Raw genomic sequence first — 22,146 nt, forward strand, 5'->3', positions numbered from 1 at the left:
TGTCTCGCGGCCCTGGGCCGTTCCGACGAGGAAAACCATAGCAAACATTCGGGGTGGTCGATCACCACCCCCTCACCCGCCCCTCCCTTCCCCTCCTTCCCGCCCGTCCCACCGGTCTCGGTATGTGTCGGAGGCGTGTCGGCCGGTGGACGCCCTTGCGCCGACGGGGCGGGAGCGCGGGAGGATGGGGCGAGCACAAGGAAGCACGTGGGGCACGTCGTGGGAGGAAGCAGCGTGAGCGAGTCGAACACCGGCCGGACCGTCTCGGGCGAGGACGAGGTCGTCGACCTCTGCCGGGACCTCATCCGCATCGACACCAGCAACTACGGCGACCACTCCGGTCCGGGGGAGCGCGCCGCGGCCGAGTACGTCGCCGAGAAGCTCGCCGAGGTCGGCCTCGAACCGAAGATCATCGAGTCGCACAAGGGCCGGGCCTCCACCGTGGCCCGCATCGAGGGCGAGGACCCCTCCCGCCCGGCCCTGCTCATCCACGGGCACACCGACGTCGTCCCCGCCGACGCCGCCGACTGGACCCACCACCCCTTCTCCGGCGAGGTCGCGGACGGCTGCGTCTGGGGCCGCGGCGCCGTCGACATGAAGGACATGGACGCGATGACCCTCGCGGTCGTCCGCGACCGGCTGCGCAGCGGCCGCAAGCCCCCGCGGGACGTCGTCCTCGCCTTCCTCGCCGACGAGGAGGCCGGCGGCACCTACGGCGCCCGCCACCTGGTCGACAAGCACCGGGACGTCTTCGACGGCGTCACCGAGGCCATCGGCGAGGTCGGCGGCTTCTCCTTCACCGTCAACGAGAACCTGCGCCTCTACCTGGTCGAGACCGCCCAGAAGGGCATGCACTGGATGCGGCTCACGGTCGAGGGCACCGCCGGCCACGGCTCCATGACCAACGACGACAACGCCATCACCGAGCTGTGCGAGGCCGTCGGCCGGCTCGGCCGCCACCAGTGGCCGGTCCGCGTCACCAAGACCGTCCGCAGCTTCCTCGACGAGCTGTCCGACGCGCTGGGCACCCCGCTCGACCCCGAGGACATGGACGCCACCCTCGCCAAGCTGGGCGGCATCGCCAAGATGGTCGGCGCCACCCTGCGCAACTCCGCCGCCCCCACCATGCTCGGCGCCGGCTACAAGGTGAACGTCATCCCCGGCCAGGCCACCGCCCACGTCGACGGCCGCTTCCTGCCCGGCTACGAGCAGGAGTTCCTGGCCGACCTCGACCGGATCCTCGGCCCCAAGGTGAAGCGCGAGGACGTCCACGGGGACAAGGCCCTGGAGACCAGCTTCGACGGCGCCCTCGTCGACGCCATGCAGGTCGCCCTGCGCGCCGAGGACCCGATCGCCCGCGCCGTCCCGTACATGCTCTCCGGCGGCACCGACGCCAAGTCCTTCGACGACCTCGGCATCCGCTGCTTCGGCTTCGCCCCGCTCCAGCTGCCGCCCGAGCTGGACTTCGCCGGCATGTTCCACGGCGTCGACGAGCGCGTCCCCGTCGACGGCCTCAAGTTCGGCGTGCGCGTCCTGGACCGCTTCCTCGACGCCTGCTGACCGGCCTCCGGCCGCCCCTCCCGGCGGCCACGGCCGGGTCCGCCGGTGCGCGGCGGATTCGGCAGCGCGTTTGGGTGTGACCGAAAAGAGTGAATGCACCCCGGGGCTCGTAGCCCCCTCCTTTCCCCCTCGTTACAGGTGATGCGGTCCGCGGCTGGGGCCGCATTGTCAACTAGGAGGAATAATGATCAAGAAGGTCGTCGCTGCTGCGGCTGCCACGGGCGGTCTGGTTCTCGCGGGCGCGGGCATGGCCGTCGCCGACGCCGGTGCCCAGGGTGCGGCCATCGGCTCCCCCGGTGTCCTCTCGGGCAACGTCGTGCAGGTCCCGGTCCACGTGCCGGTCAACGTCTGCGGCAACACGGTCTCCGTGATCGGTCTGCTGAACCCCGCCTTCGGCAACACCTGCGTCAACGCCTGACGTTGAGCCCCGCCCCCTGAGGGGGTGAGCCGGTCCGGCCCCGGAGTGCGTGCCATGCACTCCGGGGCCGGTGGCGATTCAGCCCCGGGCACGGGCCCGGGGCCTCATCCCAAGCCGATCAGGCGAATGCCGAGAAGGCAGGTAAGCAAGAGCTATGCGACAGGTCACGCGCAAGAGCATCATCACCGTCGCGGCGGCCGGAGGCGTCTTCGCACTCGGCGGCGGCATCGCGCAGGCGGATTCCGGCGCGAGCGGTACGGCCGCGAACTCTCCCGGAGTCGGCTCCGGGAACACCGTGCAGGTCCCGGTCCACGCCCCGGTCAACGCGTGCGGCAACACCGTCAACGCCGTCGGGGTCCTCAACCCGGCGATGGGCAACTCCTGTGCCAACGTCCCCGCGCAGGCCCGCCCCGGCGCGTCCGGCGACGCGCGGGCGACCGGCTCCCCGGGCGTGGCCTCCGGCAACACCGTCGTGGTCCCGGTCGACGTCCCCGTGAACGTGTGCGGCAACAGCGTCACGGGCATCGGCCTGGGCAACGCCGCCACGGGCAACGACTGCGCGAACGGTCAGACCCCCGACTCCGGCTACGGCGAGGAGGAGCCCGGCGGCTACGGCGAGGAACCGGGCGGCTACGGCGAGGAGACGCCCCCCGGCACTCCGGGCACCCCCGGCACGCCGGGGACCCCTGGTACGCCGGGAACTCCCGGCACCCCCGGTACGCCGGGAACCCCCGGGACCCCCGGCACCCCGGGCACGCCCGGTACTCCTGGCACCCCCGGCACCCCGGGCACGCCCGGTACTCCTGGCACCCCGGGGACTCCCGGTACGCCGGGGACGCCCGGAACCCCCGGTACGCCCGGTGTGCCGCCCGGCTCGGAGGGTGGCACGCACCACCCCGGCCCGGGGATCACGCCGCCGCCGGCCTCCCCGGACGAGCTCGCCGAGACCGGCGCGTCCACGCCGCTCGCCGTGGTCGTCCCGGCCGCCGCGGGCATGCTGCTGGCGGGCTCGCTGGTCTACCGCCGCACCCGCCGCGGCGTCTGAACCGCCCGGCCGAGACGCGAAGGGGCCCCGCACGCCGCGGGGCCCCTTCCGCGTCCCTCACCAGGTCGCGCGGACCTGACGGATGATCCGCCGCTTCAGCCGCACTCTGCGGCTCCCGTCCAGACGCAGGGTGAGGCGGTCCAACTCCCAGTGGCCGTACTCGGCATGGTCGGTCAGAAGCCGCGCGGTCTCCTTGCGGGAGACGCCGCGCGGCACGTACACGTCGACAAATTCGTATTCCGGCATCGCATCTATTGTGCGGGCACCGCCCCGGTACGGATAGCGTCTGTCCCATGTCTGATGCTGCGCAGTCCACCGCTGCCGAGGTACGTGCCGCCGCAGAGGCGGTCAAGACCGCACTGGACCGTCACCTCGCGGCGGTCGAACGCCGCACGGGGGACGACGACACGGCGGTGTACGAGGCGTTCAACGCGCTCGCCGCGGCCGCCGAGACCTACGACGAACTCCTCTACGACCGCTACGACGAGGTGACCCCCTTCGAGATCCCCGGCGCCGACGACGGACTGCCCCCCTACTCCGGCCCCGACGAGCCGCACGCCCTCAGCGTGCTGATCCGCCGCGACTACGCCGTGGCGGACCGGCGCCGGCTGGTGGAGCAGGCCCGGCGCGTCTCCGACCTCGACCACGACGAGGAGGGACCGCGCCGCACCGCCGCCGCGCTCGGCGTCCTCTTCGGGGAGTACGAGCCCGACGAGATCGCCTCCCGGCACAAGGAGTTCGGCCTGGAGGAGGGCGACTCCACGCTCTGGGTCACCGCCGCCGAGGAACTCCCGGAACCGGGGGAGTGGCTCGCCGCCCCCTTCGAGCAGGCCGAGCCGGAGCGGATCGTCTGCCGCTTCGACATCAGCTCCGTCTTCGACGACGAGGACGACGAGGACGAGGGCGGGGGATCCGGCGGGACCGCCGGACGCTAGGCCGCACGGCGGAGGGCCGGGACGTCCACGCGTGACGTCCCGGCCCTCCGCCGTATCCGTGCCGCTCCCCGCTACTCCTCGTCGGGCACGGCCAGCAGCCCGGTGAGGAGCGGCCGCAGCCGGGTCGTCCGCGCCGGGGCGAGGACCTCGGCCACCGCGCGCGGCAGTGCCTGGTCCACGCCGTGCACGACCGACAGGTGGCGCTCCGCCCGGCCGAAGGCCGTGTACACCCACGGCCGGCTCAGACCGCCGGCGGCGTCGCCCGGCAGCACCGCGACCACCGCGGGCCACCGGTCGCCGGCCGCCTGGTGCGCGGTCAGCGCCCATCCGTGCCGCAGCGCCGACTCCACCCGCTCCTTCGCCACGACGACCTCGCCGTCCGCGGTGCGCAGCCGCAGGCCCTCGGCGTCGGCGCCGAGGACGGTGCCCGCCACCGTGCGGCCGGGGACCGGCGCGTACGCCACCCGGTCGCCGGGGTCGTAGCCGCCGAAGCGGCCGGGGCCCGGGTTCAGCCGCTGCTTCAGGGCCGCGTTCAGCGCGCGCGTGCCCGCCGAGCCGCCGTGGCCGACGGTGATCACCCGGGTGTCCTCGGGGGACAGGCCGAAGGCGCGCGGCACCGAGTCCGCGACCAGCTGCACCGTGCGGTGCACGGCCTCGCCGGCGTCCCGCACGGGGACGATCACGACCTCCTTGCCGGGGGCCTCCACCTGGTTCAGCTCGCCGATGCCGATGCCCGACACCAGCTCGCCCAGCGGGCCCGGGTCGGGACGGCGGGACGCCACCCGGGGGCAGACGCGGGCCGCGAGGGCGTCGGCGAACACCGCGCCGGGACCGGCCGCCCCGAGGACGTCCGGATCGCCGCTGAGGACGAGCCGGCAGCCGTCCGGAAGGGCCTCCACGAGCAGCGCGCCCGTCTCGACGTCCAGCTGCGGGGCGTCCAGCACCACCAGCAGGTCCAGCGCGAGGGCGCCCTCCTCGTCCCGGCCGGGACCGGCCGTCCCCGAGAGCAGCGCGGCGAGCGGCACCGCCGTCCCCGCCGCCCGCTCCGCGGCGTCCAGCCGCTCCGGGGCGTGCACGGTGACCAGGGTCCGCAGCCCGCGCTCCCGCGCGGCGGCGGCGAGGGCGGACGGCTCGGCACGGGCGGCCTCGCCGCCGGTGTGCAGCACCAGGCCGTGGCCGCCGACGGCCCGCTCCAGCTCGCCGCCGTCCCACTCCTCGGGGGTGACGGTGCGCACCAGCCGGGCCAGGCCCTCCGCGAGGCTCTCCTCGGCCAGCGCGTACCGGTCGAGGCCGAGCAGCGGGGGCTCCGAGGGGCCGTCGTCCCCGGCCCCGGTCTCCTCGCCGGAGCCGTCAGGGTCCTCCTCCGGGTCCTCCGGGGCCTCCCCCTCCGGGACCTCCTCCTCCTGGAAGAGCAGGACGGCGCCCTCGGAGACCGCGGTCTCGACGGCCTGCTCCGGGTCGGGGACCCCGTGCCCGGCGAGCCCGGCCCGCACCTCGTCGACGGTGAGCGCGGTGTGGCCCTGGAGGGCGGCCCGGTCCAGCAGCCACACGGTCAGGGCCACCGTCCGGCGCGGGTCGTCCGGTCCGCAGGCCCCGCCGAGCAGGGCCCGTGCGAAGCCGTCGGCCTGCTCCGGCCGGACCCCGGAGACGGCCAGCAGCCGCCACGGGTCCTCGGTCAGCGCCTCGGCGGCCCGCTCGCCCAGGGCGGCGGCGGTCCGGGAGGCCAGTGCCTCGGGCGCCCCGCCGCGCGCCAGCACCTCGCGGACCCCGGCCAGCGCACCGGCAGTGGGCGCGGGCGCGACGACGGGGGCGGGGGCGGGGGCGACGGCGGGAACGGGGACGGGGACGGCCGGGGCGGGCGGACGCACGGCCTCCCGGGGGCCCGGGGCGGCGGGCGGCTCGGGCGCGGCCTCGAAGAAGGCGCTGCCGGACGCGGACCCGCCCTCCACGGCCCGTACGGCGGCGAGCAGGTCGGCGGCGGTGCCGCTCAGCTTGGTCCCGCCCGCGACGGGGCCGGACTTCTCGGCCTTCCGGGCCTCGATCCTGGCCCGCAGCTCCCGCTGGGCCGCCAGCTCCGCCTGTGCCTCGCTCAGCTCGGGCGCCGCCTCTCCGGCGGCCTTCCCGTCCTCCCCGCCGGCGGTCTCCTCCTCCGGCCCTGAGGCGTTTCCCTCCGGCCCGGTGGTCTCCTCCGGCCCGGTGGTCTCCTCCTCCGGCCCGGCGGACGGCGCCCCGTCCTCGTGGGCCACGTCCTCGGGTGCCTCGGGTGCGGTCTCCCCGGAAGGCTCGGTCACAAGGTGCTCCAGTCGTGATCCGGATAACGGTGCACGGGCGCGGACACATCGTCCAAAGCCCGGCAGATCTCGTCAGGAAGACTAAGGCCCTCCACCGACAGAGCCGCCGTGAGCTGGCGCGCCGTGCGCGCGCCGATGATCGGGGCGGTGACGCCGGGCCGGTCGCGGACCCAGGCGAGCGCCACGTGCAGCGGGCTCGTGGCGAGCCCGTCGGCGGCCGTGCTGACCGCCTCCACGATCCGGCTCGCCGCCTCGTCGAGGTACGGCTCCACGAACGGCGCCAGCGCCTCCGACGCGCCCCGGGAGTCGGCCGGGGTGCCGCCGCGGTACTTGCCGGTGAGCACCCCTCGGCCCAGCGGGGAGGAGGGCAGCAGGCCTATGCCGAGGTCGATCGCGGCGGGCAGGACCTCCCGCTCCACGCCCCGCTGGAGCAGGGAGTACTCCAGCTGGGCACCGGCCAGCCGGGTCCGGTCGCCGGCCAGCTGCCAGGTGCCCGCCTTGGCGAGCTGCCAGCCGCAGAAGTTCGCCACGCCCGCGTACCGCGCCCGGCCGCTGCGCACCGCGATGTCGAGCGCCTGGAGCGACTCCTCCAGCGGGGTGTACGGGTCGTAGGCGTGCAGCTGCCACAGGTCCACGTGGTCCGTGCCGAGCCGGGCCAGGGAGGCGTCGAGCGCGGCGAGGAGGTGGCCGCGCGAGCCGTCGGTGCGCCGGTCCGGGTCCGGGACGCTGCCGGCCTTGGTGGACAGCACCAGGTCCCGCCGCGGCACGAGCCGCTCCATCAGTCTCCCGAGCAGATGCTCCGCCTCGCCCCCGCCGTACACGTCGGCGGTGTCCACGAGGGTGCCGCCCGCGTCCCAGAACGCCCTCAGCTGCTCGCCCGCGTCGTGCTCGTCGGTGTCCCGCCCCCAGGTGAGCGTGCCGAGCCCGATGCGCGAGACGCGCAGGCCGGTACGTCCGAGATGCCTCTGCTTCATGGGCGGGACCTTACTGGCCGGGGCCGCGCGGGCGGAGGTCCTGTGGACGGAAGCTGTGGACGACGGCGCGGCGGCCGGCTCCTGACGGATCGGGGGAGGGCGCGCTAGAGTCCGGGACCAGATACGTTACCGATGGGTAAGGGGTGCGTGAAATGCGGCTCGGCATCAACCTCGGCTACTGGGGCGCCGGCATGGACGGCGACAATCTGGCCGTCGCCCAGGAGGCCGACCGCCTCGGCTACGACGTCTGCTGGGCGGCGGAGGCGTACGGCTCGGACGCGCCCACGGTGCTGTCCTGGGTCGCCGCGAAGACCGAACGCATCGACGTCGGCTCGGCGATCATGCAGATCCCGGCCCGCCAGCCCGCGATGACGGCGATGACCGCCGCCACCCTGGACTCGCTCTCCGGCGGCCGTTTCCGCCTCGGCCTCGGCGTCTCCGGACCGCAGGTCTCCGAGGGCTGGTACGGCGTGAAGTTCGACAAGCCGCTCGCCCGCACCCGCGAGTACGTGGAGATCGTCCGCAAGGCGATGTCCCGCGAGCGCCTGACCCACGACGGCGAGCACTGGACGCTGCCGCTGCCCGGCGGCCCCGGCAAGCCGATCAAGCTGACCGTCCACCCGCAGCGCGAGCACATCCCGCTCTACATCGCCGCGATCGGCCCGAAGAACCTGGAGCAGACCGGCGAGATCGCGGACGGCGCCCTGCTGATCTTCCCCTCCGCCGAGCACCTGGAGGAGACCGCCCTGCGCCCCCTGCGGGCGGGCCGCGAGAAGGCCGGCCTGACCATGGACGGCTTCGACGTCTGCCCGACGCTGCCGCTCGCCCTCGGCGAGGACGTGGACGCCCTCGCCGACGTCTTCCGCCCCTACACCGCCCTCTACGTGGGCGGCATGGGCAGCCGCAAGCAGAACTTCTACAACCAGCTCGCCCGGCGCATGGGCTACGAGAAGGAGGCCGCCGAGATCCAGGACAAGTACCTGGCCGGCGACAAGGCGGGCGCCGCGGCCGCCGTGCCCCGCACCCTCATCGACCAGACCGCGCTGCTCGGCCCCGTCGACCGGATCGCGGACCGCATGACCGCCTACGCGGAGGCCGGCGTCACCACCCTGACCCTCGCCCCCGCCGGCTTCACCCTCGACGAGCGCCTCACCGCCCTGCGGGCCGGCGTGGACGCCCTGGAGCGGGCCGGCCTGGCGTAGGGCGGAAGCCTGCGGCCGTGGTGGGGGCTCGGGGGTCTTCCCCGCCACGGCCGTCACCCCCTTCAACGCTCCCGGGGCACCCCCGGTTACGGCCCGGGAGCATCACTCTTTCGGCCCCGTGGCGGAGCCCTCCTGTTGCCCGCCGCCCCGGACCGCACTTGACTCGGTCTCCCGGACGCGCGCGGCGCGGACGTCCGCAGGGAGGTGGCAGCGATGCTCACGGCCAAGAGTCTGTTCCAGGAGATCATCGACGACGACGGGGCCTTCCGGCTCTTCTGCTCGATCGCCGCCAGCGGCGAGTCGCAGGGGGGCTGGGAGAACGCCCGGATCGCCGCCCTCGTCGCCCCCGGCATGAGGGACCTCACCCCGAAGATCACCCGGCACGGCGCCGACGAGGACAAGCACGGCCGGATCTTCCACGCCCTCATGCGCAAGCGCGGCCTCGAACCCGTCCCCGTCCCGCCGGACACCGACTACACGATGCTCCTGGAACGGCGCGGCATCGGCCTCGCCCACGACAAGCTGCGCCGCGACGAACCCCTCACCGAGGAGGACGTCGTCGTCTACCTCGCCCACAGCCGGGTCACCGAGGAACGCGCGGCCGCCCAGATGCAGCTCCTGGTGAAGTACTTCGGCGACCACCCGGAACTCGGCAAGGCCGTCCGGATGATCTGCAACGACGAGGACAACCACCTCGCCTACTGCCACGAGGAACTGCTGCGCCTCGCCCGCGCGGGCCACGGCCGCCTCATCCAGCGCACCCTGCGCGAGTCCGCGCTCGCCGAGATCCAGGTCTACCGGGACGTCAGCCTCGCCGTCATGCGCCACATGGGCCGCATCCTGGACTGGCCGAAGGCCAAGGGCGCGGTGCTCGCCGCCGGCATCCACGGCGTGTACGCGTACGAGCGGGCGGCCGGCTGGCACAAGGCCGTCGGCCTGCGGATGCCCGAACGGCTCGACGCCCTCGGCGGCCCCGCCGCCCCCGCCCCGGCCTTCTGAGCCGGGGCGCCGGGGCCGGAGGGCCGGGTCACAGCCAGCCGCGCCGCTTGAACAGCCGGTGCAGGCCCAGCACGATCCCCGCCATCAGCGCGATCACCACCGGGTACGACCACAGCCAGTGCAGCTCCGGCATGTGGTCGAAGTTCATGCCGTAGATCCCCGCCACCATCGTCGGCACCGCCGCCATGGCCGCCCAGGCGGAGATCTTCCGCATGTCGTCGTTCTGCCGCACGCCCATCTGCGCCAGGTGCGCCGACAGCACGTCCGACAGCAGCCGGTCCAGCCCCTCCACCAGCTCGTTGGCGCGCAGCAGGTGGTCGTTGACGTCCCGGAAGAAGGGCTGCGCCTCCTGGTTCACGAACGGCACCGCGCCCGCCGTCAGCCGGGCCATCGGCGCCGCCAGCGGCCCCGTCGCCCGCCGGAACTCCAGCACCTGCCGCTTCGCCGTGTAGATCCGCTCCGCCGTGTTCGCCGTCCCCGTCCCGCCCGGCGCGAAGACGTCGGCCTCCAGCTCCTCCAGGTCCACCTGGAGCTCGCTCGCCACGTCCAGGTAGTGGTCCACCACCGCGTCGCTCACCGCGTAGAGCACCGCCGTCGGCCCGTGCCGCAGCACCTCGGGCTGGGTCTCCAGGCGCTTGCGCACGGCCGCCAGGGGCGCCCCCTCGCCGTGCCGGACCGTCACCACGAAGGAGTCGCCGAGGAACAGCATCAGCTCCCCGGAGGAGACCCGGTCGCTCTCCGGCTCGTAGAGCACCGGCTTGAGCACCACGAAGAGGGAGTCGTCGTAGACCTCCAGCTTGGGCCGCTGGTGCGCCTTCAGGGCGTCCTCGACGGCCAGCGGGTGCAGGGCGAACTCCGTGGCCACGTGGTCGAACTCGGCCTCCGTCGGCTCGTGCAGTCCCACCCACAGGAAGGCGTCCCCGCCGGTCCGTGCCTCGGCCAGCGCCCGGGAGAGGTCGCTGCCGCAGTCCGTCCGGCGTCCGTCGCGGTAGAGGGCTGAGTCGACGATCACGCGCCGTATTCTCCCCCGAACGTTCCCCCGCCGCACACCCGTCCCCCTCCTCGGGGTCCCACGCGCGCGTGGGACCGTGACTTCCGTCCCCGCCGCCCCCACGCGCGCGTGCGCCGTAGGCTGGCGGCCATGGCCACGCTGATCCTCGTCCGGCACGGACGCTCCACCGCCAACACCTCCGGGCTGCTCGCCGGCCGCACGCCGGGCGTGGCGCTCGACGAGCGCGGCGCCGCGCAGGCCGCCGCCCTGCCCGCCCGGCTCGCCGGCGTCCCGCTCGCCGCCGCCGTCTCCAGCCCGCTCCAGCGCTGCCGCGAGACCCTCCGGCCGCTCCTGGACGCCCGCCCGGACCTCCCGCTCCACGTGGAGGAGCGGGTGAACGAGTGCGACTACGGCGACTGGTCGGGCCGCAAGCTCAGCGAGCTGAACGACGAACCGCTGATGGAGGTCGTCCAGGCGCACGCCTCCGCCGCCGCCTTCCCCGGCGGCGAGTCCATGCGCGCCATGCAGAACAGGGCCGTCGAGGCGGTCCGCGACTGGAACGCCCGGATCGAGGCCGAGCACGGCGAGGACGCCGTCTACGCGCTCTGCTCCCACGGCGACATCATCAAGTCGCTCGTCGCCGACGCCCTCGGACTCCACCTGGACCTCTTCCAGCGGATCCACGTCGACCCCTGCTCGCTCACCGTGATCCGCTACACCCGGCTGCGGCCCTTCCTGGTCCGCCTCGGCGACACCGGGGACCTGGCCGCGCTGGCCCCCCGGGAGACCTCCGGCGCCGGTGGGGCGGCCGAGGTCGGGGGTGGTGCGGGCGCACCGTGATCCGCCCGCGCAGTAGGGTGGACTCGCCGTTGCAGTACGACAGTCGACAGTCAAGGGAGCCGGGAGAGTGTCCCGTCAGGTGTTCCTCTACGACCCGCCGGAGCGTTTCGTGGCCGGCACGGTCGGGCTGCCTGGCCGCCGGACCTTCTTCCTCCAGGCGTCCGCGGCCGGCCGGGTCACCAGCGTCGCCCTGGAGAAGACGCAGGTGGCGGCCCTCGCCGAGCGCATGGACGAACTCCTCGACGAGGTGCTGCGCCGCACCGGGGGCAACGCCCCGGTCCCGGCCGTGGCCCCCGTGGAGATCGCCGACACCGCGCCCCTCGACACCCCCGTCGAGGAGGAGTTCCGCGTCGGCACCATGGCGCTCGCCTGGGACGGCGAGGAACAGCGCATGATCGTCGAGGCCCAGGCGCTCGTCGAGCTCGACGCGGAGTCCGAGGAGGACCTCGCCGAGGCCGAGGAGCGGCTGCTCCAGGACGAGGAGAACGGCCCGCCGATGCTCCGCGTCCGGCTCAGCGGCGCCCAGGCCCGCGCCTTCGCCAAGCGGGCCCTGGACGTGGTCAACGCCGGCCGGCCGCCGTGCCCGCTGTGCAGCCTCCCGCTGGACCCGGAGGGCCACGTCTGCCCCCGCCAGAACGGATACCGCCGCGGAGCATGAGCAGCAGCCCCGACTCCCCGCCGGACACCGAGCTGCTCGCCCGCGGTGAGCTGACCGTCCGCGGCCAGGTCCGCGAGGCGTCCAACGCGGTGCTGTACTGCACGGTCGCGCACGAGGGCCGGGAGGCCGCCTGCGTCTACAAGCCGGTCGCTGGGGAGCGACCCCTGTGGGACTTCCCGGACGGCACCCTCGCCGAGCGGGAGGTCGCCGCGTACGAGCTCTCCGAGGCCACCGGCTGGGGCCTGGTCCCGCCGACGGTGCTGCGCGACGGCCCGTACGGCGAGGGCATGGTCCAGCTGTGGATCGAGCCCGACCCGGAGGCCCGGCTGCTCGCCCTCACCGAGGACGAGGAGGCCGGTGAGGGCTGGAAGGCGATCGGCCCCGCCGAGGTGGGGGAGGGCCGCACCGCGCTCCTCGTCCACGCCGACACGCCCGACCTGCGCCGGCTCGCCGTCCTCGACGCGGTGATGAACAACGGCGACCGCAAGGGCGGCCACCTGCTGCCCGCGCCCGGCGGCCGGCTCTACGGCATCGACCACGGCGTCTCCTTCCACGTCGAGGACAAGCTGCGCACCCTGCTGTGGGGCTGGGCGGGCCAGGAGCTGCCCGCCGAGGCCGCCGGGGTGCTCGCCGGCCTGGACCGCGCGCTGGCCCCCGGAGCGTCCCTCGCCACCCGGCTGGCGGAACTGCTCACGGACGCCGAGGTGTCCGCCGTACGGCGGCGGGTCGGGGCGATGCTGGCCTCGGGGCGGCACCCGGAGCCCTCCGGGCAGTGGCCCGCGATCCCCTGGCCGCCGGTCTGAGAGCCGTCCGTTTCCCGTCCGCCGGCCCCGGGACCGTACGTTTTCAGCCAGGGACGCGGGAGAGACGTCGCACCCCTGGGGGGTATGCACACCCCTCGCTCACCCGCAAGAGCGCATGATCGGACAAGATTCCGGATCCGGTTCGTATCTGAAACGGGTGTCCGGTTACGCTCGGGTCATGCATGCCTGGCCCGCTTCCGAGGTCCCCGCCCTTCCCGGCAAGGGCCGCGACCTCAGGATCCACGACACCGCGACCGGCGGCCGAGTGACCCTCGCCCCCGGTCCCGTCGCCCGCATCTACGTCTGCGGCATCACGCCCTACGACGCGACCCACATGGGTCACGCGGCGACCTACAACGCGTTCGACCTCGTGCAGCGCGTGTGGCTCGACACCAAGCGGCAGGTGCACTACGTCCAGAACGTGACGGACGTCGACGACCCGCTCCTGGAGCGCGCCCTCCGCGACGACCTGGACTGGACCGTCCTCGCCGAGCGCGAGACCTCGCTCTTCCGCGAGGACATGACCGCCCTGCGGATGCTCCCCCCGCGCCACTACGTCGGCGCGGTCGAGTCGATACCCTCCATCGTCCCGCTGGTCGAGCGGCTCCGAGACTCCGGCGCCGCCTACGAGCTCGACGGCGACGTCTACTTCTCGGTCGAGGCCGACCCGCACTTCGGCGAGGTGTCGCACTACGACACCGACCTGATGCGCCACCTCTCCGCCGAGCGCGGCGGCGACCCGGACCGCCCGGGCAAGAAGAACCCGCTCGACCCGATGCTGTGGATGGCCGCCCGCGAGGGCGAGCCCAGCTGGGACGGCGGCAGCCTCGGCCCCGGCCGCCCCGGCTGGCACATCGAGTGCGTCGCCATCGCCCTCGACCACCTCGGCATGGGCTTCGACGTGCAGGGCGGCGGCTCCGACCTGATCTTCCCGCACCACGAGATGGGCGCCTCGCACGCCCAGACCCTCACCGGCGAGTTCCCCATGGCCAAGGCGTACGTGCACGCCGGCATGGTCGCCCTGCACGGCGAGAAGATGTCCAAGTCCAAGGGCAACCTGGTCTTCGTCTCCGCGCTCCGCCGCGAGGGCGTCGACCCGGCCGCCATCCGGCTCGCCCTCCTCGCCCACCACTACCGCGCCGACTGGGAGTGGACCGACCAGGTCCTCGCCGACGCCGTCGCCCGTCTCGACCGCTGGCGTGCCGCCGTGTCCCGGCCCGACGGCCCGTCCGCCGACGCCCTCGTCGAGGAGGTCCGCGAGGCGCTCTCCGACGACCTCGACACCCCGGCCGCGCTCGCCGCGGTCGACCGCTGGGCCGCCGGCCAGGAGGCCGACGGCGGCACCGACGAGTCCGCCCCCGGCCTCGTCTCCCGCACGGTCGACGCCCTCCTCGGCGTCGCCCTCTAGCAGCACCGGGAAGGGGGAGGCCCGGCAGCCGCCGGGCCTCCCCCTTCTCCGTGACACCGCGGCGTCGGGACGTCGAGCCGCCATGGCGGCGGGGCGCCGTGACGTCCGGGCGCCTCAGTCCTCGTCGCCCGCCTCGGGCTCGCTCGACCTCTCGGGTTCCCCGGACCTCTCGGGTTCCCCCGGCCCCTCGGGTCCGGGCCCTCCGGCCGCCCCGGGACGCTCCGGTCCCGGCTCCGGCTTCGGCGGCCGGGCCCGGCCGCTGCCCGGATCCCGCAGGTACGAGGTGTCCCCGCTCTCCGTCGCCACCCCCGGGCCGCCCGCCGGGCCCGCGCCCGGGTCGCGCCGCCGCAGATAGCGCTCGAACTCGCGGGCGATGGCCTCGCCCGACGCCTCCGGCAGCTCCGCGGTGTCCCGGGCCTCCTCCAGCGTCTGCACGTACTCGGCGACCTCGCTGTCCTCCGCCGCCAGCTGGTCCACGCCCAGCTGCCAGGCCCGCGCGTCCTCGGGCAGCTCGCCCAGCGGGATCCGCAGCCCGATCAGGTCCTCCAGGCGGTTCAGCAGCGCCAGCGTCGCCTTCGGGTTCGGCGGCTGCGACACGTAGTGCGGCACCGCCGCCCACAGGCTCACCGCGGGCACGCCCGCGTGCGTGCACGCCTCCTGGAGGATGCCGACGATGCCCGTCGGGCCCTCGTAGCGGGTCTCCTCCAGGTCCATGGTCCGCGCCAGGTCCGGATCGGAGGTGACGCCGCTGACCGGCACCGGACGGGTGTGCGGGGTGTCACCGAGCAGCGCGCCCAGGATCACCACCATCTCCACGCCCAGTTCGTGCGCGAAGCCCAGCAGCTCGTTGCAGAAGGACCGCCAGCGCATCGACGGCTCGATGCCCCGCACCAGGACCAGGTCGCGCGGCTTCTCGCCGCCGATCCGGACCACGGAGAGCCGGGTCGTCGGCCAGGTGATCTTGCGGACGCCGTTCTCCAGGAACACCGTCGGGCGGTTGACCTGGAAGTCGTAGTAGTCCTCGGCGTCGAGCGCCGCGAAGACCTCGCCCTTCCATTCCCGGTCCAGATGGGCGACCGCGGTGGAGGCGGCGTCGCCGGCGTCGTTCCAGCCCTCGAACGCGGCCACCATGACCGGGTCGATCAGCTCGGGAACCCCCTCGAGCTCGATCACCCAGCGCCTCCTTCTTCGAAGTTCGTGTCGTACGGACCAACCTTACGGCTTTCCGGTCGTCCGTCCGCCGGGTCCCGGCCATGCCCGAAAACCCTTGCGGCCTGGATCGACTACCCATGAACGGGCCCCCGCACACGGGACACTCACTCCGCCCAGAGCGTGCTCGGCGCCTCCTTCCTGAGCACCGGCGCGATCTCCTCGGCGAACCGCGCCAGGGTCTCCGTCTGCTCGGCCGTCGACTGTCCGAAACCGTCGACCGTGATCGACTGGAGGTCGTGGCCGTAGTCGGCGTGGAAGCCGAGGATCTTCTCGGCGATCTGCTCGGGCGAGCCGATGAGCTGCGGGCCGCCCGCGATCGCCTCCTCGATGGTCCGGAACGGCGTGTTGTACCCGGCCCTGCCCTCCAGGTGCGGCCGGAAGCCCTGGGCCACCTTCGTCTCGTACAGCTCCTTGTACCGCCGCACCGCCTGCTCCGGGGTGTCCGCGACGAGCAGCCCGCCGGAACCGGCCGCCACGCGCGCGCGTGCCGGGTCGTGCCCGTACGCCTCGAACCTCTCCCGGTAGTGGGCGACGAGCCGCGCGTACGCCTCGCGCGGCTGGATCGCGTTGGCCGTGAAGAGCGGATCGCCGTGCCGGGCGGCGAGCTCGGGGGAGTGCAGGCTGGTCGCCGAACCGTGCCAGATCCTGGGCGGACCCGCGTACGGCCGCGGGATCGTCGTGACGCCCTTCAGCGGCGGCCGGGACGTGCCCTCCCAGTCGACGCCCTCCTCGCTCCACAGCCGGCGCAGCAGCTCGTACTTCTCCCGCTGGAGCTCCCACTGCCGCTCCTCGTCCAGCCCGAAGAGGTCGAAGTGACCGGCCTCCGCGCCCTTGCCGACGACGAGTTCCAGCCGGCCGCGGGAGAGCTGGTCGAGGGTCGCGTAGTCCTCGGCGACCCGGACCGGGTCGAGGACCGCGACCACGGTGACGCCGGTGAGCAGCCGGATCCGGGAGGTGCGGGCGGCGAGCGCGGCGAGGAGCACGGTCGGCGCCGAGGACAGGAACGGCCCGGCGTGCCGCTCGCCGATCGCGTACGCGTCGAAGCCGAGCCGCTCGGCCGTCTCGCCGAGCTCCAGCACCTGCGCCAACCGGTCGGCGGCGGTGGGGAGTTCACCGGTGAGCGGATGCGGCGCGTGGGGGACGATCGAGAGCACCTGAAACTTCATGCCCCCACTCTGCGCGCCGGGTGTTGCGGCGGTGTGGCCGCAGTGTGGCACGCTCGCCGACCCCGGACGCACGCCCCTCCGACGCACGCCCTTCGGACGCATCCCCCGGACGCGCGAGAGGGGCGGTCTCCTCCCTCCCCGGAGAAGACCGCCCCTCGGCTCGCGGCGGCTACTTCGCGCGCAGCATCGCGTCGACCCCGGCGCGGATCTCGTCGGTGGCGAGACCGCGGATGGTCAGGGTGGTGCGGCGGCGCAGCACGTCGTCGGCCGTCTCGGCCCACTCGTGGTCGCGGGCGTAGGCGACCTGCGCCCAGATCTCCGGGGCGTCCGGGTGGATCCGGCGGGCCAGCTCGGGGTTCTCGTTCGCCATCCGGGCGATGTCGAAGGAGAGCGAGCCGTAGTGCGTGGCCAGGTGCTTGGCGGTGTCGGCGGCCATCCGGGGACCGGGCGCCGGACCGTCGACGAGCAGCCGGTGGGCGACCGCGTTCGGGTTGGCGATGCCCGGCAGCGGCAGCCGCTTCGGCAGCGTGGAGACCGACTCGTAGTCCTCGCCCAGCGGGTGGCCGGGAAGCGCCTCCAGCTTCTTCATGATGGTGCGCCCGATGTGGCGGAAAGTGGTCCACTTGCCGCCGGCGACCGACAGCATCCCGCCGCGGCCCTCGGTGACGACCGTCTCGCGCTTGGCCTTGGAGGTGTCGCCGGGGCCGCCGGGCAGCACCCGCAGGCCGGCGAAGGCGTAGGTGATGAGGGAGCGGTCGAGCTGCTGGTCGCGGATGGAGAAGGCGGCCTCGTCCAGGATCTGGGCGGTGTCCTTCTCGGTGACCGCGACCTCGCCCGGGTCGCCCTCGTACTCCTCGTCGGTGGTGCCGAGCAGGAGCATGTCCTCCCAGGGGAGGGCGAAGGTGATCCGGTACTTGTCGATCGGGGTGGCCAGGGCGGCCTTCCACGGCGAGGTCCGCTTCAGGACCAGGTGGGCGCCCTTGGAGAGGCGGATGGAGGGGGCCGCGTTGGGGTCCTCCATGCGGCGCAGGTGGTCGACCCACGGCCCGGTGGCGTTGAGGACGAGCCGCGCGGTGACGCCGAACTCGTCGCCGGACATCCGGTCCTTCAGCTCGGCGCCGGTGACCCGGCCCCGGGTGAAGCGGAGTCCGGTGACCTCGGCGTGGTTGAGGACGACGGCGCCGGCCTCGACGGCCGCGCGGACCGTCATGAGCGCCATGCGGGAGTCGTTCATCTGGTCGTCGCCGTAGACGGCGACGGCCTTGAGGTCGTCGGTCCGCAGCTCGGGCACGTCCTGGGCCGCCTTGGCGGGGGAGAGGAGGTGGCCGACGCCGTCGCCGAAGGCGGAGAGCGCGGAGTACGCGAACACGCCGGCGCCCAGCTTGGCGGCGCCGTGCGGGCCGCCCTTGTAGACGGGCAGGTAGAAGGTGAGCGGGTTGGACAGGTGGGGGGCGACCTGGCGGGAGACGGCGCGCCGCTCGAAGTGGTTCTCGGCGACGAGCTTCACGGCACCGGTCTGCAGGTAGCGCAGGCCGCCGTGGAGGAGCTTGGAGGAGGCCGAGGAGGTGGCGCCGGCGAAGTCGCCGGCGTCCACCAGGGCCACCCGCAGACCGGACTGCGCGGCGTGCCAGGCGGTGGAGATGCCCAGGATGCCGCCGCCGATCACCAGGAGGTCGTACGTCGCCTTGGCAAGCTGCTCTCTGGTCTCGGCGCGGGTCGGAAGCGAGCCGGCGGCCGGGTGCGTTCCGAGGGCGGGAACGGTCTGCGGGGTGGTCATCTCGTGCTACTCCTCGTCACTTCTCTTCTTCGAGCCAGCCCATGGAGCGCTCCACGGCCTTGAGCCAGTTCTTGTACTCGCCGTCGCGCTTGCCGGCGTCCATGCGCGGGGTCCACTCCGCGGCACGGCGCCAGTTGGCGCGCAGCGCGTCGGTGTCCGGCCAGAAGCCGACGGCGAGGCCGGCGGCGTAGGCGGCACCGAGGCAGGTGGTCTCGGCGACCATGGGGCGCACCACGGGGGCGTCCAGGAAGTCCGAGAGGGTCTGCATCAGCAGGTTGTTGGAGGTCATGCCGCCGTCGACCTTGAGCGCGGTCAGCTCGACGCCGGAGTCCTTGGTCATGGCGTCGGTGATCTCGCGGGTCTGCCAGGCGGTGGCCTCCAGGACGGCACGGGCGATGTGCGCCTTGGTGACGTAGCGGGTGAGGCCGGCGATCACGCCGCGGGCGTCGGAGCGCCAGTACGGGGCGAAGAGGCCGGAGAAGGCGGGCACGAAGTAGGCGCCGCCGTTGTCCTCGACGGAGGAGGCCAGGGTCTCGATCTCGGCGGCGGACTTGATCAGGCCCATCTGGTCGCGCATCCACTGGACGAGCGAGCCGGTGACGGCGATGGAGCCCTCCAGGGCGTAGACCGGCTTGGCGTCGCCGATCTGGTAGCCGACGGTGGTCAGCAGGCCGCTGTAGGAGTTGATGATCTTGTCACCGGTGTTCATCAGCATGAAGGTGCCGGTGCCGTACGTGGACTTGGCCTCGCCCTCGGCGAAACAGGTCTGGCCGAAGAGGGCGGCCTGCTGGTCGCCGAGCGCGGAGGCGACCGGGACGCCGTCGAGGACGCCGCCCTTGACCGTGCCGTACACCTCGGCGGAGGAGCGGATCTCGGGGAGCACCGCGGCCGGGATGTCGATGGACTGGAGGATGCGCTCGTCCCAGGCCATCTCGTGGAGGTTCATCAGGAGGGTGCGGGAGGCGTTGGTGACGTCGGTGACGTGGACGCCGCCCTCGGTGCCGCCCGTGAGGTTCCAGATGACCCAGGAGTCCATGGTGCCGAAGAGGATGTCGCCGCGCTCGGCGCGCTCGCGCAGGCCCTCGACGTTGTCGAGGAGCCAGCGGACCTTGGGGCCGGAGAAGTAGGAGGCGAGCGGGAGGCCGGTCTCGCGGCGGAAGCGGTCCTGGCCGACGTTGCGGCCGAGCTCCTTGCAGAGGGCGTCGGTGCGGGTGTCCTGCCAGACGAGCGCGTTGTGCACGGGCTCGCCGGTGTTCCTGTCCCACATCAGCGTGGTCTCGCGCTGGTTGGTGATGCCGATGGCCTTGACGTCGGCGGCGGTGATGCCGGCCTTGACGATGGCGCCGGCGACGACCTCCTGGACGTTGGTCCAGATCTCGGTGGCGTCGTGCTCGACCCAGCCCGGCTTCGGGAAGATCTGCTCGTGCTCCTTCTGGTCGACCGAGACGATCCGGCCGTCCTTGTCGAAGACGATGCAGCGGGACGAGGTGGTGCCCTGGTCGATGGCGGCGATGAACGGGCCGGCGGTGTGGGCGTCGGTCACGGTGTGCTCCTGGGAAGTCTGGGAAGGACGGCTCGGGTACGTCTCTGGCTCTGGTGCTGCCGCGGTGCTGCTCAGGCGAACGCGAGGTTGTAGATACCCGCGGCGAGCGCTCCACCGATCAGCGGACCGGCGACCGGGATCCAGGCGTAGCTCCAGTCGGAGCCGCCCTTGTTCGGCAGGGGGAGCAGGGCGTGCACGATGCGGGGGCCGAGGTCGCGCGCCGGGTTGATGGCGTAACCGGTCGGGCCGCCGAGCGAGAGGCCGATGGAGACCACGACGAAGGCCGTGATCAGGGCGCCGAGGACGCCGAGGCCCTTGCCGCTGTCGTTGAGGCCCTGGGTGAGCACGGCGAGGACGAGCACCACGGTGCCGATGATCTCGGTGGCGAGGTTCTGCCAGGTGTTCCGGATCTCGGGGCCGGTGGAGAAGATGCCGAGCACGGGGCCGGGGCCCTCGACGGGCTTCTCGCCGACCGTCTCCGGGTCGGTGAGGTGGGCCAGGAACTGGCCGTAGTAGGCGACCCAGACCAGGGCGGCGCCGATCATCGCGCCGAGGAGCTGGCCGGCGATGTAGACCGGCACGTCGCCCCACGCGCCGTCCTTGACGGCTATGCCGACGGTGACGGCGGGGTTCAGATGGGCCCCGGAGAGGGAAGCCGTCATGTAGACGGCCGTCATCACGGCGAAGCCCCACCCGAAGGTGATCGCGAGCCAGCCCGCGCCGCGGGCCTTGGAGCTCTTGAGCGTCACGGCGGCGCAGACGCCGCCGCCGAGAAGAATGAGTACGGCGGTACCGATGGTCTCGCCGAGGAAGATGTCGGAGCTGGACACCCGCGACTCCTTTGTCCTTCGTCCAGGGAAAGGCGAACCCCGGTTCGCCCGTGGTCCGCGCCCTCGTGTGAGGGCGTTGGCGGCCCTTGGCACTGCCACACTCTAGCGCGTATTGCCGGTAGGTGTTCGGCAATGCCGACCGATGCACGGAAGTTTTGCCCTGGGGTTAACAGCGCGTCAAGGGTCTGGGAAGGGGAAAACCCGCCGATGACGCGATCGTTACCGACGGGTTCGGGAGGGCGCGGAGGGCGACGGGGCGTGCCCGCGCGCAGGGCGGGGCGCGCTCGCGCGGAACGGCGGGGCACACCCGTACGGGTGGCGGGGCCGTGCTCGTACGGGGCGGGGGACCGTGCTCGCAAGGGGCGAAGGGGTGCTCCCGTACGAGGCGGGGGATGCTCCCGTACGGGCGGTCGGGCCGCGCCCGTACGAGGCGGGGGTGCTGCCGTACGGGGCGGGAGGCCGCGTTGATGCGGGTGGCCGGACCCTCTCGTGCGGGCCGGCCGGGCCCTGCTCGTGCGGGCCGGTCGGGGCGCGTCCCCGTGGGGTCAGAAGCGGCCGGCGCCCAGGTCCCGGGAGACCGCGCGGGCGCAGTCGCGCACCGCCGCCACCAGCTCCGGGCGCAGCTCGCCGGAGGGGCAGAGGCGCTCCACCGCACCGGTGACCGCCACCGCGCCCACCGGCATCCGGCGCCGGTCGTGGATCGGCGCGGCCACCGAGGCCACGCCCTCCCAGGTCTCCTCCACGTCCGCCGCCCAGCCGCGCGCCCGCGTCATGTCGAGGAGCGCCTCGAACTCCACCGGGTCCGTGACGGTGCGGGGCGTGTGCGGCTCCCGCTCCACCTCCAGGGCCTCGCTGTGCGCCACCGGGTCGTACGCCGACAGGACCTTGCCCAGCGCCGTGGAGTGCAGCGGCTGCATCGCGCCCACCTCCAGGACCTGCCGGCTGTCGTCCGGCCGGAAGACGTGGTGCACGATCAGCACGCCCTGCTGGTGCAGCACCCCCAGGTGCACGCTCTCCCCGCTGGACCGCGCCAGGTCGTCCGTCCACACCAGCGCCCGCGCCCGCAGCTCGTGCACGTCCAGGTAGCTGTTGCCGAGCCGCAGCAGCTCGGCCCCCAGCTGGTACCGGCCCGAGGGGGCGTCCTGCTCCACGAAGCCCTCCGCCTGGAGGGTCCGCAGGATGCCGTGGGCCGTGCCCTTGGCCAGCCCCAGCGAGGACGCGATGTCGGACAGGCCGAGCCGGCGCTCGCCGCCCGCGAGCAGGCGCAGCATGGCCGCCGCGCGTTCAAGCGACTGGATGTTCTTCGCCATCGCCCGACCCTTCTCCCTCACATGCTGTTCGACAATGCTGAACACTATCGGTCGATGCCGACCTTGCGTCACACCAGACAGTGTCGGTGAAGAAGGGGCCGTACCGGGAGTCCTCGCACACAGGATGCCGTCCGGCCCGTGGGACGCCATGTCCACCCCGGCCGAAGCGCGGTTAGGCTGACTC

The 22,146-nt window shown here is 73.6% G+C and carries 20 protein-coding genes; 10 read left to right on the plus strand and 10 right to left on the minus strand.

The features are described 5' to 3' along the window. Window positions 1-234: 234 nt before the first annotated feature. The 3 genes from IE326_RS31140 (at window position 235) to IE326_RS31150 (ending at window position 3,023) form a co-directional block, all read left to right on the plus strand. The gene (locus IE326_RS31140; RefSeq protein ID WP_190043927.1) at window positions 235-1,560 is read left to right on the plus strand and encodes a M20/M25/M40 family metallo-hydrolase; all 1,326 of its coding nucleotides are present in this window, start codon (window positions 235-237) and stop codon (window positions 1,558-1,560) included. 184 nt (window positions 1,561-1,744) lie between these two features. Further along, window positions 1,745-1,978 (plus strand): chaplin ChpH, encoded by a 234-nt coding sequence (gene chpH / locus IE326_RS31145; protein ID WP_015032475.1) that lies wholly within the window; start codon window positions 1,745-1,747, stop codon window positions 1,976-1,978. 154 nt (window positions 1,979-2,132) lie between these two features. Beyond that, window positions 2,133-3,023, plus strand: a complete 891-nt coding sequence (locus IE326_RS31150) for a chaplin (RefSeq protein ID WP_150227394.1) — start codon at window positions 2,133-2,135, stop codon at window positions 3,021-3,023. Window positions 3,024-3,080: 57 nt separating this feature from the next. Here IE326_RS31150 and IE326_RS31155 read toward each other — a convergent pair whose 3' ends face one another. Continuing rightward, complete coding sequence (locus IE326_RS31155) at window positions 3,081-3,269, minus strand: DUF5703 family protein (protein ID WP_030761193.1); 189 nt, start codon at window positions 3,267-3,269, stop codon at window positions 3,081-3,083. A 47-nt stretch (window positions 3,270-3,316) separates the two neighbouring features. Here IE326_RS31155 and IE326_RS31160 point away from each other — a divergent pair, with 47 nt between their 5' ends. Further along, on the plus strand, window positions 3,317-3,958 hold the full coding sequence (locus tag IE326_RS31160; RefSeq protein ID WP_150227393.1) for a hypothetical protein: 642 nt from the start codon (window positions 3,317-3,319) through the stop codon (window positions 3,956-3,958). Between the two features lie 71 nt (window positions 3,959-4,029). Here the strand turns inward: IE326_RS31160 and IE326_RS31165 are convergent, their stop codons facing one another. Together IE326_RS31165 and IE326_RS31170 are read right to left on the minus strand one after the other, a co-directional pair. After that, a complete protein-coding gene (locus IE326_RS31165; RefSeq protein WP_190043928.1) occupies window positions 4,030-6,249 on the minus strand; it encodes a helix-hairpin-helix domain-containing protein in 2,220 nt (739 codons plus the stop codon). Next, complete coding sequence (locus IE326_RS31170; protein WP_190043929.1) at window positions 6,246-7,223, minus strand: aldo/keto reductase; 978 nt, start codon at window positions 7,221-7,223, stop codon at window positions 6,246-6,248. Before IE326_RS31170 ends, IE326_RS31165 begins: the two co-directional genes overlap by 4 nt. A gap of 152 nt (window positions 7,224-7,375) precedes the next feature. On the opposite strand from IE326_RS31170, the gene IE326_RS31175 reads away from it, so the two are divergent. Continuing rightward, the gene (locus tag IE326_RS31175; protein WP_190043930.1) at window positions 7,376-8,425 is read left to right on the plus strand and encodes an LLM class F420-dependent oxidoreductase; all 1,050 of its coding nucleotides are present in this window, start codon (window positions 7,376-7,378) and stop codon (window positions 8,423-8,425) included. A 213-nt stretch (window positions 8,426-8,638) separates the two neighbouring features. After that, window positions 8,639-9,424 carry a ferritin-like domain-containing protein gene (locus IE326_RS31180; protein WP_150227390.1) on the plus strand — a complete coding sequence of 262 codons (786 nt, stop codon included), beginning with the start codon at window positions 8,639-8,641 and terminating at the stop codon, window positions 9,422-9,424. A gap of 28 nt (window positions 9,425-9,452) precedes the next feature. Here the strand turns inward: IE326_RS31180 and corA are convergent, their stop codons facing one another. Next, window positions 9,453-10,445, minus strand: a complete 993-nt coding sequence (gene corA / locus IE326_RS31185) for a magnesium/cobalt transporter CorA (RefSeq protein WP_150232541.1) — start codon at window positions 10,443-10,445, stop codon at window positions 9,453-9,455. A gap of 120 nt (window positions 10,446-10,565) precedes the next feature. Here corA and IE326_RS31190 point away from each other — a divergent pair, with 120 nt between their 5' ends. The 4 genes from IE326_RS31190 to mshC all read left to right on the plus strand — a co-directional run bounded on the left by IE326_RS31190 (window position 10,566) and on the right by mshC (window position 14,124). Further along, entirely contained in the window at window positions 10,566-11,255 is a 690-nt protein-coding gene (locus tag IE326_RS31190; RefSeq protein ID WP_190043931.1) for a histidine phosphatase family protein, read from the plus strand. A 67-nt stretch (window positions 11,256-11,322) separates the two neighbouring features. Next, complete coding sequence (locus tag IE326_RS31195; RefSeq protein WP_150227388.1) at window positions 11,323-11,913, plus strand: DUF3090 domain-containing protein; 591 nt, start codon at window positions 11,323-11,325, stop codon at window positions 11,911-11,913. After that, window positions 11,910-12,716, plus strand: coding sequence for an SCO1664 family protein (locus IE326_RS31200; RefSeq protein ID WP_190043932.1), 807 nt, complete (start codon window positions 11,910-11,912; stop codon window positions 12,714-12,716). The genes IE326_RS31195 and IE326_RS31200 overlap by 4 nt, the downstream gene beginning before the upstream one ends. A gap of 178 nt (window positions 12,717-12,894) precedes the next feature. Further along, window positions 12,895-14,124: a cysteine--1-D-myo-inosityl 2-amino-2-deoxy-alpha-D-glucopyranoside ligase gene (mshC, locus tag IE326_RS31205; RefSeq protein ID WP_150227386.1), complete on the plus strand. Its 1,230-nt coding sequence runs from the start codon at window positions 12,895-12,897 to the stop codon at window positions 14,122-14,124. A gap of 114 nt (window positions 14,125-14,238) precedes the next feature. On the opposite strand, the gene IE326_RS31210 is transcribed toward mshC, so the two are convergent. From IE326_RS31210 to IE326_RS31235, 6 genes are all read right to left on the minus strand, one after another. Further along, window positions 14,239-15,297 carry a PAC2 family protein gene (locus IE326_RS31210; protein ID WP_190043933.1) on the minus strand — a complete coding sequence of 353 codons (1,059 nt, stop codon included), beginning with the start codon at window positions 15,295-15,297 and terminating at the stop codon, window positions 14,239-14,241. Between the two features lie 143 nt (window positions 15,298-15,440). Continuing rightward, window positions 15,441-16,502, minus strand: coding sequence for an LLM class flavin-dependent oxidoreductase (locus tag IE326_RS31215; RefSeq protein ID WP_150227384.1), 1,062 nt, complete (start codon window positions 16,500-16,502; stop codon window positions 15,441-15,443). 169 nt (window positions 16,503-16,671) lie between these two features. Further along, window positions 16,672-18,279 carry a glycerol-3-phosphate dehydrogenase/oxidase gene (locus IE326_RS31220; protein ID WP_150227383.1) on the minus strand — a complete coding sequence of 536 codons (1,608 nt, stop codon included), beginning with the start codon at window positions 18,277-18,279 and terminating at the stop codon, window positions 16,672-16,674. 16 nt (window positions 18,280-18,295) lie between these two features. Then, complete coding sequence (glpK, locus tag IE326_RS31225; RefSeq protein ID WP_150227382.1) at window positions 18,296-19,822, minus strand: glycerol kinase GlpK; 1,527 nt, start codon at window positions 19,820-19,822, stop codon at window positions 18,296-18,298. A 71-nt stretch (window positions 19,823-19,893) separates the two neighbouring features. Beyond that, window positions 19,894-20,652, minus strand: coding sequence for an MIP/aquaporin family protein (locus IE326_RS31230; protein WP_190043934.1), 759 nt, complete (start codon window positions 20,650-20,652; stop codon window positions 19,894-19,896). 545 nt (window positions 20,653-21,197) lie between these two features. Then, window positions 21,198-21,962, minus strand: coding sequence for an IclR family transcriptional regulator (locus IE326_RS31235; RefSeq protein WP_190043935.1), 765 nt, complete (start codon window positions 21,960-21,962; stop codon window positions 21,198-21,200). Between the last annotated feature and the right edge of the window lie 184 nt (window positions 21,963-22,146).

This window comes from Streptomyces filamentosus, from assembly GCF_014654895.1.
GTDB classification, from domain to species: domain Bacteria; phylum Actinomycetota; class Actinomycetes; order Streptomycetales; family Streptomycetaceae; genus Streptomyces; species Streptomyces filamentosus.

What these genes read in the sequence shown, in the direction of transcription:
- chpH (WP_015032475.1), top strand. Translation starts at nt 1,745, where the DNA reads ATGATCAAGAAGGTCGTCGCTGCTGCGGCTGCCACGGGCGGTCTGGTT.
- IE326_RS31150 (WP_150227394.1), top strand. Translation starts at nt 2,133, where the DNA reads ATGCGACAGGTCACGCGCAAGAGCATCATCACCGTCGCGGCGGCCGGA.
- IE326_RS31155 (WP_030761193.1), bottom strand. Translation starts at nt 3,269, where the DNA reads ATGCCGGAATACGAATTTGTCGACGTGTACGTGCCGCGCGGCGTCTCC.
- IE326_RS31160 (WP_150227393.1), top strand. Translation starts at nt 3,317, where the DNA reads ATGTCTGATGCTGCGCAGTCCACCGCTGCCGAGGTACGTGCCGCCGCA.
- IE326_RS31170 (WP_190043929.1), bottom strand. Translation starts at nt 7,223, where the DNA reads ATGAAGCAGAGGCATCTCGGACGTACCGGCCTGCGCGTCTCGCGCATC.
- IE326_RS31175 (WP_190043930.1), top strand. Translation starts at nt 7,376, where the DNA reads ATGCGGCTCGGCATCAACCTCGGCTACTGGGGCGCCGGCATGGACGGC.
- IE326_RS31180 (WP_150227390.1), top strand. Translation starts at nt 8,639, where the DNA reads ATGCTCACGGCCAAGAGTCTGTTCCAGGAGATCATCGACGACGACGGG.
- IE326_RS31190 (WP_190043931.1), top strand. Translation starts at nt 10,566, where the DNA reads ATGGCCACGCTGATCCTCGTCCGGCACGGACGCTCCACCGCCAACACC.
- IE326_RS31200 (WP_190043932.1), top strand. Translation starts at nt 11,910, where the DNA reads ATGAGCAGCAGCCCCGACTCCCCGCCGGACACCGAGCTGCTCGCCCGC.
- mshC (WP_150227386.1), top strand. Translation starts at nt 12,895, where the DNA reads ATGCATGCCTGGCCCGCTTCCGAGGTCCCCGCCCTTCCCGGCAAGGGC.
- IE326_RS31215 (WP_150227384.1), bottom strand. Translation starts at nt 16,502, where the DNA reads ATGAAGTTTCAGGTGCTCTCGATCGTCCCCCACGCGCCGCATCCGCTC.
- IE326_RS31220 (WP_150227383.1), bottom strand. Translation starts at nt 18,279, where the DNA reads ATGACCACCCCGCAGACCGTTCCCGCCCTCGGAACGCACCCGGCCGCC.
- IE326_RS31235 (WP_190043935.1), bottom strand. Translation starts at nt 21,962, where the DNA reads ATGGCGAAGAACATCCAGTCGCTTGAACGCGCGGCGGCCATGCTGCGC.